The 11,941-nt window shown below is 41.4% G+C and carries 15 protein-coding genes; 2 read left to right on the top strand and 13 right to left on the bottom strand.

The window, feature by feature from the left end:
* Positions 1-318: 318 nt before the first annotated feature.
* On the bottom strand, positions 319-546 hold the full coding sequence (locus tag TV75_RS20010; protein ID WP_044340549.1) for a hypothetical protein: 228 nt from the start codon (positions 544-546) through the stop codon (positions 319-321).
* Between the two features lie 140 nt (positions 547-686).
* Between TV75_RS20010 and pdaB the strand changes: the two genes are divergently transcribed.
* Entirely contained in the window at positions 687-1,436 is a 750-nt protein-coding gene (pdaB, locus tag TV75_RS20005; protein WP_044340548.1) for a polysaccharide deacetylase family sporulation protein PdaB, read from the top strand.
* A 43-nt stretch (positions 1,437-1,479) separates the two neighbouring features.
* Here pdaB and TV75_RS20000 read toward each other — a convergent pair whose 3' ends face one another.
* A complete protein-coding gene (locus TV75_RS20000) occupies positions 1,480-2,115 on the bottom strand; it encodes a KinB-signaling pathway activation protein (protein ID WP_044340547.1) in 636 nt (211 codons plus the stop codon).
* 149 nt (positions 2,116-2,264) lie between these two features.
* Here TV75_RS20000 and gerD point away from each other — a divergent pair, with 149 nt between their 5' ends.
* Positions 2,265-2,906, top strand: coding sequence for a spore germination lipoprotein GerD (gene gerD / locus TV75_RS19995; protein WP_044340546.1), 642 nt, complete (start codon positions 2,265-2,267; stop codon positions 2,904-2,906).
* Positions 2,907-2,963: 57 nt separating this feature from the next.
* Here the strand turns inward: gerD and TV75_RS19990 are convergent, their stop codons facing one another.
* From TV75_RS19990 to TV75_RS19940, 11 genes are all read right to left on the bottom strand, one after another.
* Positions 2,964-4,013: an Mrp/NBP35 family ATP-binding protein gene (locus TV75_RS19990; protein ID WP_044340545.1), complete on the bottom strand. Its 1,050-nt coding sequence runs from the start codon at positions 4,011-4,013 to the stop codon at positions 2,964-2,966.
* 363 nt (positions 4,014-4,376) lie between these two features.
* Entirely contained in the window at positions 4,377-5,102 is a 726-nt protein-coding gene (gene cwlD, locus TV75_RS19985) for an N-acetylmuramoyl-L-alanine amidase CwlD (protein WP_044340544.1), read from the bottom strand.
* Between the two features lie 103 nt (positions 5,103-5,205).
* The gene (locus TV75_RS19980) at positions 5,206-5,652 is read right to left on the bottom strand and encodes a DUF2521 family protein (protein ID WP_044340543.1); all 447 of its coding nucleotides are present in this window, start codon (positions 5,650-5,652) and stop codon (positions 5,206-5,208) included.
* A gap of 207 nt (positions 5,653-5,859) precedes the next feature.
* Positions 5,860-6,252, bottom strand: coding sequence for a 30S ribosomal protein S9 (gene rpsI / locus TV75_RS19975; protein WP_034765933.1), 393 nt, complete (start codon positions 6,250-6,252; stop codon positions 5,860-5,862).
* A 22-nt stretch (positions 6,253-6,274) separates the two neighbouring features.
* The gene (rplM, locus tag TV75_RS19970) at positions 6,275-6,712 is read right to left on the bottom strand and encodes a 50S ribosomal protein L13 (RefSeq protein WP_044340542.1); all 438 of its coding nucleotides are present in this window, start codon (positions 6,710-6,712) and stop codon (positions 6,275-6,277) included.
* Positions 6,713-6,894: 182 nt separating this feature from the next.
* Positions 6,895-7,647 carry a tRNA pseudouridine(38-40) synthase TruA gene (gene truA / locus TV75_RS19965; protein ID WP_044340541.1) on the bottom strand — a complete coding sequence of 251 codons (753 nt, stop codon included), beginning with the start codon at positions 7,645-7,647 and terminating at the stop codon, positions 6,895-6,897.
* A 14-nt stretch (positions 7,648-7,661) separates the two neighbouring features.
* Positions 7,662-8,459: an energy-coupling factor transporter transmembrane component T family protein gene (locus TV75_RS19960; protein ID WP_044340540.1), complete on the bottom strand. Its 798-nt coding sequence runs from the start codon at positions 8,457-8,459 to the stop codon at positions 7,662-7,664.
* Positions 8,456-9,325, bottom strand: a complete 870-nt coding sequence (locus TV75_RS19955) for an energy-coupling factor ABC transporter ATP-binding protein (RefSeq protein ID WP_044340539.1) — start codon at positions 9,323-9,325, stop codon at positions 8,456-8,458. The genes TV75_RS19960 and TV75_RS19955 overlap by 4 nt, the downstream gene beginning before the upstream one ends.
* Positions 9,301-10,137 carry an energy-coupling factor ABC transporter ATP-binding protein gene (locus tag TV75_RS19950; protein ID WP_044340538.1) on the bottom strand — a complete coding sequence of 279 codons (837 nt, stop codon included), beginning with the start codon at positions 10,135-10,137 and terminating at the stop codon, positions 9,301-9,303. Before TV75_RS19950 ends, TV75_RS19955 begins: the two co-directional genes overlap by 25 nt.
* Before the next feature lie 284 nt (positions 10,138-10,421).
* Positions 10,422-10,784 carry a 50S ribosomal protein L17 gene (rplQ, locus tag TV75_RS19945; protein ID WP_034765940.1) on the bottom strand — a complete coding sequence of 121 codons (363 nt, stop codon included), beginning with the start codon at positions 10,782-10,784 and terminating at the stop codon, positions 10,422-10,424.
* Between the two features lie 46 nt (positions 10,785-10,830).
* On the bottom strand, positions 10,831-11,775 hold the full coding sequence (locus TV75_RS19940; RefSeq protein ID WP_034765941.1) for a DNA-directed RNA polymerase subunit alpha: 945 nt from the start codon (positions 11,773-11,775) through the stop codon (positions 10,831-10,833).
* Positions 11,776-11,941: the final 166 nt, after the last annotated feature.

The raw sequence follows: 11,941 nt of genomic DNA, 5'->3' as shown, positions 1-11,941 counted from the left end.
GTTCAGTTTTCAAGGTTCAATGTACTCCGCTCTTGTTTGGAGCGACTTTATTAATTTACCACACTCAACCGTGTGATGTCAACTGTTTTTCAAAAATTATTTATTGGTGTTTCTTCTAAATAATTCATTGCGTTTCAGCGACGTTTATTAATATACCAAGATTTTTCGAGAGGGTCAATACATTTTATAAACTTTTTTAAAAAAACATTTCAACTACATTAACTATTTTACAACCCTCTGCCTTTCAGACATACATTATCTGAATTCATTAGTAAATAGTAAAGCTCCCACTCGGATATAAGCGGAAGCTGATTTTCATTAATATGTTTCTTTCTTAGCTGCCGTCTTCATATATTTTAAACATTCCTTTTGACTGGCAAACCTTTTAAAGAGTGAGAATAAGATTTTGTACCGTTCATCCATTGCTCTCTTAACGATATGATCAATTCGAGAATCTTTTAGATCGAACAGTATTTCATCCATTTCTCTTTTTAACAAATATTCTATTTCTTGTTTCTCTCTGTCATTAATCATTAACCCCAGCAAGTATGTCACCCCTTAATGTTTGTATTTGTAGTTTTTTCCATTAAAAGAAATTTATAATCATTTTTTTATAAGATAGATATTTTTTCCGGGGACATGCATATCTTTAGTAGAGATAGACGGTTGAACGGAGGGATGAACGATTGAATACGTTTCACACAGTTAATGCTAAGAAGTTAAAGCAACTCAGTCTGATTATCGTGATTTCATTTTTCACTGCCTTGTTTGTATATAGCAGTAACCTTTCGACTCTTTCTGTTTTTAGTACGAAGGATGGACCGAAAGCGATCTACAAAGGGGAAAAAGGAGTCGCGATTACATTCAATATTGGCTGGGGAGATGAGAAAGCAGGTCCCATCCTTGAAGAATTAAAGAAGATGAATGTCGGGTCCGCTACCTTCTTTCTTTCCGGGGCCTGGGCGGAGAGACACCCTGATTTAGTGGAGAAAATTGTGAAGCAAGGATATGAAATCGGAAATCTCGGCTATGCCTATTCCGATTATACGGATATGGAACCAAATAAGATCAAGCAGGACATTTTAAAAGCCGATACCGTTTTTAAAAAGCTGAATGTAAAAGATGTGAAGTTATTACGCGTGCCAACGGGTCACTTTGATAAAGAAACATTAAAGGTAGCCGACTCCCTTGGACTTACAGTGGTTCACTGGAGTGTAGACTCTAAAGATTGGACGAATCCTGGCGTGGAAGAGATTGTAAAGAATGTGAAGAAAGCCAAAAAAGGGGACATCATCCTCCTTCACGCATCGGATTCAGCTAAACAAACAAAGTCCGCTTTACCGACCATCGTGAAGGAACTAAAAGGAAAAGGAAACTTCATTACAGTTTCAGACATGATTTCAAACGGGGAAGCCAAGTCTTCCCTCATTCAATAACAAAAGCCCGATGATGAAGAGATTTCATCATCGGGCTTTTTGTTTAACTTTTAGTTGGCTGCTTACGTTGCCTTTCCAATTGGGACTTCTCAATATATTTAGGAAGACGCAGAAGCTGGAATGCATTACATGCCAATAAAGCCAACAGCATAAGGTAAAGCCATTTAACGGAATTCACCAATAGGACCGGCAGCCACTCCAGTGTCGTAACAACAATCATAAAGAATAAGGCAGACACAAATGTGTTTGTCTTGGATTCTGATTGACGATTCTTCATATAAGCTACGATTAAACCAACGACCAGGATGCCTACACCCAGAAAAATATAGGGCGTATACGACTCGCCTTCCTCAGCAAAAGCCCTGAATCGGAAGTAGATTAAATCAAAAAGGACAAGGGCAATCAGAACCACTTGAACAGGGTTCCATAAGCTCTTAAACATTCCCATCCCAAATTGGTGGATGGTTAAATAAGCGAAATAACCCATCTGACTGATTACACTAAATGTGAAACCTACAAAAATAAACCAAAGTAGACTTGATAATATGCCAATCACGTTTCCGTCTTGAATGTATGGTCCGAACTGATCCCATCTAATGAGAAGTGCGGCGGTGGCAGTTACAGCTCCTCCGATCACTAACGTATGAATAAAAAAACGAATCCAATTGCGGATGGTCACTTCTATTTTCCTCCAAATTAAAAAATATACACTCTTTTGATTGTACCAACGCGTGTTTAAAAAATCCAGGTTCCAGTTTTCTCTGCGCATATTTTTTTCGATATTTCTCATATTAAGGGTAAGGGAATTTGTATGGAAGGAGCCTACCCATGAAAAGATATTCCTTTCTTTTTCTACTGACGATTCTTCTTCTATCCGCTTGTGGCGGTGGTGGAGATACAGGCAGTGGCAAAATGGATTATGAAGAAACCAAGAAAATGGTTGTCGATATATTAAAGACCGACGATGGTAAAAAAGCCATTCAAGAGGTCATGTCTGATGAAAAAATGAAATCAGAGCTTATTATGGACCAAGGGGTTGTGACGGATACGATCTCCAAGACATTAACGTCCGAAAAAGGGACTGAATTCTGGAAGAAATCCTTCGAAGACCCTAAGTTTGCCGAAGCGATGGCTAAAAGCATGAAGGATGGAAATGAAAAATTGCTCAAAGACCTCATGAAGGATCCTGAGTATCAAAAAATGATGATGGATCTGTTAAAGGACCCTGAATTCAAGAAGGAACTGACTGAAGCATTAAAAAGCCAAGAATATAGGGAGCATTTGCAAAAAGTCATTACTGAAACATTTGAAAGCCCACTGTTTAAGGCTAAAATGCAGGATGTTTTACTGAAGGCTGCCGGTGAAATGAAAGAAGGCGGTAAGAGTGGCGGTGAGTCTTCTTCCGGCGGTGAAGAAGGCGGATCTGGTGATTCTGGAGGTTCCGGCAGTGGTGGCGGAGGAAGCCAATAATTTTAAAAAAGGACAAATGCGTGGAGATTCAAACGCATTTGTCCTTTTATTAGTTAATTAGGATAGTTTTTCAATCACTTTATGAGCGATTTCACCATAGATTTGCCCTAAACGGTGGTCTTCCGCGTAGATGGAAGGAGCAAAGTCCTCTTCGTTCCAATCAGGCTGTTGAAGTGGAAGTTTGCCCAATAAATCGGTCCGTAGTTCTTCCGTTAGCTTCTCTCCCCCACCTTGACCGAACACAAATTCCTTTTCGCCTGTTAATTTACTTTCGAAATAGGACATGTTCTCAACCACACCAAGAATGTCATGGTCGGTTTGGAGGGCCATGGCGCCTGCACGAGCCGCTACGAATGCTGCTGTTGGATGCGGCGTCGTTACGATGATCTCCTTACAATGTGGAAGCATTGTATGCAGATCAAGGGCAACGTCACCTGTCCCTGGCGGCAGGTCCAGCAGTAAATAGTCCAGATCTCCCCATTCTACTTCTGAGAAGAAATTGTTAAGCATTTTCCCGAGCATAGGACCTCTCCAAATGACGGGAGCATTGTCTTCTACAAAGAAGCCCATAGAGATGACTTTTACGCCAAAACGTTCTACTGGAATAATTCTTTCCCCTCGAACGACTGGTCGCTTCACGATTCCCATCATATCCGGGACGCTAAATCCATAAATATCCGCATCAACAAGTCCTACCTTTTTGCCTTGACGGGCCAAGGACACAGCCAAGTTAACAGAAACCGTGGACTTTCCAACTCCGCCTTTTCCACTCGCAATCGCGATAAAAGTCGTTTTGCTTGCAGGTGATAATAAATCAGTTCCTTCTCCACCGGATCCCCTGTGCTTATCAAGCTCTTCCTGTGGAAGCTCCGTGAAACGGATCCCTACAGATTCAGCTCCATTATCTTTTAGGACTTGTACGATCTTTTGCTGGAATTGCATTTGTTCACCAGTACCTGTCTTGGCAATGGCGATCTTCACGCTTACATGCTTCTTTTCTTCCTTAATTGAAATTTCTACGATACCGTTTGTTTCTTCTAACGTTTTATTTAAAAAAGGATCTTTTAATCCAAATAAAAGTTCTCGTGTCTGTTGTTCAGTTAACATGAATAACCACCCTTTACTATGTATTCGTTTTCAATCGACCTTCTTTCAGTATAACATATTCTTAGTTGAATGAATGATCAAAAGGTTTTGAATGCTTTTGTTGAATAATGAAAAAAGCTCTGTTCGTAACGTTTAATTCTTCCTTAGATAAGAAAGCAGTAGTTGATTTCCGCTCCAGGATGCTCGCTTTCCGCGGGGCTGGCGGTGAGCCCGCAGGAGTCGACCATCCTTCCGCTCCAATCAACTTTCGGAGCATGTATCCTTAAAGGCTACTTTCTACCCACTCACTGACACCGGCCAAACAGCCCTTCTGTATTACACCAACAGGCTTTTCGAAATTAGCCAAAAATAAAAGCTGAGAGATTATTCCTCGTCAGCTTCTTCTTTATCTTTTGGTATTGTTAAGTAGTTGAGAACTCCCTGATACACAGAGGCAGCTATCTTTTGCTGATAATCCTCTTTAAGTAAATTGGCCCGCTCACCTGGATTCGATAGAAATCCGATTTCCACTAAGGCTCCTGACTTTTTCGCATGTTTTAGGATATACACGCTTTGAAGGCCTTTCGCTTCACGTGTCGTGTTTTCTAAATTACGTGTCAACTCTCCTTGAATGGCTTTGGCAAGGTCCTTATTCTCTTTATACTTTGGATTATAGAATGTTTGGGCACCGCTCCACTTAGCAGATGGAATGGAGTTCAGATGGATACTTAAAAATAAGTCTGCTTCAGATTCATTGATCAAGCTAAGTCTTTTCTTTAAATCCTCCACTTTCCTGCGGCTGTATCCCTTGGTATCTTCATCAGCCAGATCCTCGTCTTTTTCCCGTGTCAAGATTACGAGAGCACCTTGTTCTTGGAGGTAATCCCTTATCATCAAAGACACATTTAATGCGATATCCTTTTCCAAGGCATCTTCATCACCGGCTCCACCATCCGGACCGCCATGACCGGGATCTATATAGATGATTTTACCTGATAAAGGGAGGTTCCAGGAATCCCAAGTATCCTTGTCTAAAATCTTATATTGAATAATGAATAATAAAATGGCCAGTGCAGAAATTATCCCGATAACTTTTAGTTTCTGAACCATTCCAGTCCTCCTATTTCCAGTATTAACCCGGAGAAAAACTCTTTACAGCTCCGTTGTCTTTACTAAAAATATGGGACAAGAATGATTTTTAGAACTGATATGATTAATTCAAGCGCAGTTTGTGACGCTTGATTCCTTTTTCATACCCTTCTGACCACCATGTTTCCACAAAGTGCTCACAACAGAAATAAAAGGATTCATCCACTTGATTAGAAACGCCCATCTCAGACCAATACAACCAGAAATTATAAAGCGTATCGATAAAGTGTTTTAATTCTTCTTCGCACCGGTTTTTAACGAGGTCGGCGGGTTCTCCCGTATAACCAAACTTGCTGAGCTTTCCACCGAGCAGATAAGCTTCAATGGCCACATCAAAGCATGCCTCATCAAAGCCCTGCTGCATAAATACGCCGCCTTGAACCTTTATATATCCAAAATGCTTTCGGACACTCTCCTGAAGCATTTTAATCGAAATCTCTTTCAGTAATGTTCTTTCCGTCTTAATTTGTTTTTCTCTTCTCTTTGTATTGAAAGTTGTAATAACGTTCAAAAATCATCCACCCCTTTGAACGTATTTTCCTACTTAACACACCACTTCATTCGAGTAACTGTTACCAATTTTTTGAGGGACGGACCTCCCGATTCAAAGCAGCCCATGAAACTGATCGAAGCTCAGGGTGTGGTGAAATTGAAGGTCCGTCCCCAACAAAAAAAGCCCAACCGAATGAATCGGTTGAGCTTTTGTTTGAAATAATAATTAACGCTTAGAGAATTGTGGCGCGCGACGTGCACCTTTAAGACCGTATTTTTTACGCTCTTTCATACGAGAGTCACGAGTTAATAATCCAGCGCGTTTTAGAGTTCCGCGGTACTCAGGGTCTGCTTGTAGTAAAGCACGAGCGATTCCGTGACGGATCGCACCAGCTTGACCAGCATAGCCTCCACCATTAACGTTTACTAAAACGTCATAGTTACCAAGAGTTTCAGTTGCAACTAGTGGTTGCTTAATTACTTCTCTTAGTGCTGCGAATGGGATATAAACTTCTACTTCACGATCATTGATAACAATGTTTCCGTTACCTGGTACTAAGCGTACACGAGCTACTGAGCTCTTACGACGACCAGTTCCGTAATATTGAACTTGAGCCAAGATAATAACCTCCTCTTATTAATTATCCACGAAGTTCGTAAACTTCAGGTTGTTGTGCTTGATGTGGATGCTCTGCTCCAGCATATACATGTAATTTCTTGAACATTTGACGACCTAGAGAACCTTTTGGAAGCATACCTTTAATAGTAAGTTCTAACATTTTCTCTGAGTAATTTGTACGCATTTCTAATGCTGTACGTTGTTTTAAACCACCTGGGTGATTAGTGTGACGGTAGTAAATCTTGTCCGTTAACTTTTTACCAGTCAGTTCAATTTTTGAAGCATTAAGAATGATAACATGATCACCAGTGTCAACATGTGGTGTGAATGTTGGTTTGTGTTTTCCGCGTAGAATAGAAGCAACTTCACTAGCTAAACGTCCTAGAGTTTTGCCTTCAGCATCTACAACGAACCATTTACGATCGATTTCGTTGGCTTTTGCCATATACGTTGTACGCATGATTTAACCTCCTATTTAATGAATCCGTAGTATTTATTTTCTAATCACAATAAGTTTCCGGGGCTTATCGTGGGGTTAATAACATACCATATGCTATATTATCTTGTTCCCAGTCTATTGTCAAGAGAATGTTACACCAGGATTAGTTGTTTTAGTATTTTTTTAATGAATTCTATATAAACCTATTTCATAACAGGATCATATTCCACTTTCCACAGATACAATCCATGGGGCGGCGCTGTCTTTCCTGCACGGTTACGATCCCGCGCTTCCAGTATTCCAGGTATATCCTCTACCGGTATATTCCCAGAACCTACCTCTAACAAGGTGCCCACCAATATCCTCACCATATTATACAGAAATCCATTGCCCACAAAAGAAAAAATGATTTCTTCCTCATGCTCCTTAATCTCTATACGGTGAATGGTTCTTACTTTATCTTCTACTTCGGTTTTCGCTGAACAAAAACTCGTGAAGTCATGCTCCCCGATCAGATGACGTGAAGCACGTTCCATAGCCGTCACTGAAAGATCATACGGAAAATGAAGGGCGAAATGACGATTGAATGGGCTTCTCGACTGTCCCGTATAAACACGGTAGCGATATTCCTTCTGTTTCACGGAAAATCTTGAGTGGAAGTCCGTTGGAACAAAGGAGGCCTCTTTAACGGTTACTTCATCCGGTAAGCGGGTGTTCAGCACCACTGGCCATTTCTCTTCAGGGATGGACAAAGGTGTATCAAAATGAAAAACCTGCCCATTCGCATGGACACCGGCGTCCGTGCGCCCAGACCCACTGATCCGGATCCTTCCCCCTTTATGAATAGTGGATAGAATCTCTTCGATGAGTCCCTGGACGGTTCGCTGATTAGGTTGTACCTGATAACCATGAAAATAAGTCCCATCGTACGCGATGGTACACTTCACTCTCTGCATACTTGACACTCCCGTTATCCTCTAAAAATAATTAATACGACTGTGAGAAGGGCCAGTACAATTAAAGCTCCCGTATCCTTCTTGTGCCAGGATAACAGCCGATATTTCGTTCTGCCTTCTCCGCCTTGATAGCCTCTCGCTTCCATGGCTGTCGCCAAATCCTCAGCACGTTTAAAGGCACTCACAAAGAGAGGGATCAGTAAAGGAATGATGGCTTTGATCCGATCTTTCACGGGACCGGAAGAAAACTCGGCCCCCCTTGCAATTTGGGCTTTCATGATTTTATCCGTTTCCTCCATCAAGGTCGGAATGAACCGTAAGGAAATCGACATCATAAGAGCCAGTTCATGAACGGGAAACTTTATTTTTTTTAATGGATTCAAAAGCGTCTCAAGGCCGTCTGTAATCGTAATAGGGGAAGTCGTCAGGGTCAATAAAGACGTGACGAGAATCAGGTATAAAAATCGTAAAGAAATAAAAATCCCCTGCCTTAACCCCTCTTCATGAACAGACAAGATTCCCAGGTCCAGAATGATAGGTCCTTCCTTGGTGAAAAATACATGCAAGAAGAATGTAAATAAAATCAACCAAAAGATAGGCTTCAATCCACCGATAATAAAACGCAAGGAAAGATTAGAAAGAATGAGTGCGCTAAATGTAAAAAGACCGAGAAGTGCATACGTAATAAAATTATTTGCCAAAAAGACGACACATATAAACCCAAAGATAAATAAGAGCTTTGCCCTTGGATCCATCTGGTGAAGAATGGACTTAGCGGGTACATAGCGTCCAAAGATCATTTTCTCCATCATAGCGCTTCACCTCCATCTCGTATGGAACGGATGGCTGAAGCTAATTCCTCTATTGTTAAGCAGGTTTTCGGGAGCTTCTTCCCCGATTTATGTTCAAATTGATATTGAAAACGGACGACGTCAGGAACGTCTAATCCCATCTCAAACAGTTCATCTGCCTGAGAGAAAATCTCTTCAGGACTTCCCTTTTTCTTCAGGCGGCCCTTTTGCATAATCACAATCTCTTCTGCGTAATGAGCTGCGTCTTCCATGCTATGGGTCACGAGAATGGTCGTCAGTCCCTTTTCTTTATGAAGAGTATAGAACATATCCATGATCTCACGTTGACCTCTTGGATCAAGTCCTGCCGTAGGTTCGTCTAAAACAATGACCTCCGGATTCATAGCAAGTACACCCGCAATGGCTACCCGTCTCATTTGCCCGCCTGATAAATCAAAGGGTGATTTTTGCAATACTTCTTCTGAAAGCCCAACCTTTACGATCAGTTCCTTCGCTCTTCGTATTGCTTCTTCCTCAGGTACGCCAAAATTCATTGGTCCATAGCAGATGTCCTTGAGCACGGTTTCTTCAAACAGCTGGTGCTCGGGAAATTGAAAGACGATACCTACCTTCTGTCTCACCGGCTTTAAACTTTTTGCCTTTTGCTTCGCTTTTACTTGATATTCTCCCACCTGGACAAGACCCTCCGTAGGCTTTAACAGTCCGTTTAAATGCTGGAGGAGTGTTGACTTTCCCGAACCTGTGTGACCGATCACCGCGAGGAATTGACCTGCAGGGATGGAAAGATTGATATCTTGTAGGGCAAGCTTTTCGAATGGAGTGTTGAATGAATACCGGTATTCTACCTGTTGAAATGTGATTTGCATAACTCATTCACCAACTCTTCTTCTGTAAAATAGGTTTTAGACAGGGGGACCCCTGCATTTTTAAGGGCTCCGGCAAGCTTAATCGTAAAAGGGGAGTCCAGTCCAAGCCCGATTAACTTGTCCTCTAACAGGAATATATCTTCAGGGACTCCTTCCTGAAAGACACTCCCTTGATTTAATACAATCATTCGATCTGCTTTGCTCGCTTCTTCCAGATCATGAGTGATGGAGATTACCGTTAAATTTTCTTCCTCTTTCAGCTTACGCACTGTTTCAAGAACTTCTTTTCTTCCTTTTGGATCAAGCATGGATGTCGCTTCATCTAAGATGATGATCGATGGCTGGAGGGCCACGACCCCGGCGATTGCTACACGCTGCTTTTGTCCACCTGACAAATGGTGCGGCTCTTGATCAAGAAAATCTTCCATATGGACACTTTTTAAAGCATCATTGACTCTCTGTACCATTGTTTCATACGGTACCCCATGGTTTTCTAGCCCAAAAGCCACATCATCTTCTACTGTAGCACCAACAAACTGATTATCGGGATTCTGAAAAACCATACCCAGCTTTGAACGGATGTCCCATATAGAACTTTCCGAAAGCAAGATTCCATCCACTGTTACGCTCCCCTTCTCAGGGAAATGAAGCCCATTCAACATCTTGGCAAGAGTCGACTTACCAGAACCGTTATGTCCGACAATCGCAAGCCATTCACCTTGATTGACCGACAGACTAATGCCTTCAAGGGCGTAGGTATTCTGATCAGGGTATCTGAAATGCACATCGTCTACTTTAATGATTTCCTTCAATTTCTGTAACCTCCTCTACGCTCTTCCATACTCAGCTCTGCTATAAAAATCTCTGCATACAAAAAAAAGCCTGCACCCCGACCAAAGAAAAGAAAGTCTTTTCTTGTTCAACCATTGAACAGCTTCTATGAATATAGAAGTTGGAAGGGGTGCACGAGCTAGACGAGTCAGCCGGAGCTGCTCATCGTAACGCTCTGCTTTTCATCACATGCACTTATACAAAAAGGGCAAAGAAGCAGTTAAGGATTAACTGTCCCGCCCTTAATGTTAGTAGTCACGAATTATTAAACTAATTCGATGATTGCCATTGGAGCACCGTCACCACGGCGAGGACCAACCTTCATAATGCGAGTATATCCGCCTTGACGCTCTGTGTAACGAGGAGCGATGTCAGAGAATAACTTTTGTAAAGCATCTTGGTTGTTTTCAGCGTTTGCAACTTCTTTACGAATGAATGCACCAGCTTGACGACGCGCGTGAATGTCACCACGTTTACCTAATGTGATCATTTTCTCCACAACTGAACGAAGCTCTTTCGCACGAGTTTCAGTTGTTTCGATGCGCTCGTTAATGATTAGGTCTGTAGCTAAATCACGTAGCATTGCTTTACGTTGAGCACTAGTACGTCCTAACTTTCTGTAAGCCATTAAGGGTTCCCTCCTTTGTTGAATCTATATATGAAAGAAGATGTTATCAGTCGTCTTTACGTAAGCCAAGTCCAAGGTCTTCAAGTTTAACTTTGACCTCTTCAAGTGATTTACGTCCTAGATTACGTACTTTCATCATATCTTCTTCTGTCTTGTTAGCAAGCTCTTGAACAGTATTGATTCCAGCACGCTTCAGGCAGTTATAAGAACGAACAGAAAGATCTAATTCTTCGATCGTCATCTCAAGAACTTTTTCTTTTTGGTCTTCTTCTTTTTCTACCATGATTTCAGCATTCTGCGCTTCATCTGTAAGGCCAACGAAAATATTTAAGTGTTCTGTCAGAATCTTAGCACCTAAAGAAATCGCTTCTTTTGGTCCAATACTTCCATCAGTCCATACATCAAGAGAAAGTTTATCGTAGTTTGTCATTTGACCAACACGAGTATTTTCTATTTGATAGTTAACGCGTGAAACTGGAGTGTAAATAGAATCGATTGGGATCACGCCAATAGGAAGATCCTCACGTTTGTTCTGGTCTGCTGGTCTGTACCCACGTCCACGGGATGCGCTTAAACGCACGCGGAAATGACCACTCTTAGATAATGTTGCGATGTGTAAATCAGGATTTAACACTTCTACATCACTATCATGAGTAATATCAGCAGCCGTTACAACTCCTTCTCCCTGCACATCAATTTCTAGCGTTTTCTCTTCATCAGAGTAAATCTTTAACGCTAACTTTTTGATATTCAAAATGATGGATGTGACATCCTCTACGACGCCTTCAATTGTTGAAAATTCATGCAGTACTCCATCTATTTGAATAGATGTGACAGCAGCACCTGGGAGTGACGATAGTAGGATACGACGTAAGGAGTTACCCAAAGTTGTACCATATCCACGCTCAAGTGGTTCTACGACGAACTTTCCATATGTGGCATCATCGCTGATCTCAACCGTTTCAATTTTTGGCTTTTCAATTTCGATCATTAATATTTACCCTCCTTCAAAACGTCGAAACTCCGGGCTAAATAAGATAAAGTCCGAAATTCCCCATGTTTACGTTCCCTATTGTGCACCAACAACTGGTTACTTTTCTGAATGAACGTATCTTGTATCATATCCCATTATAGACAACGATACAAAATTTATACAG

Source organism: Rossellomorea aquimaris (assembly GCF_000935355.1).
Lineage (GTDB): Bacteria > Bacillota > Bacilli > Bacillales > Bacillaceae_B > Rossellomorea > Rossellomorea aquimaris_B.
The sequence above is the reverse complement of the archived record's forward strand: the minus strand, read 5'-3'. Positions and strand labels throughout refer to the sequence as shown.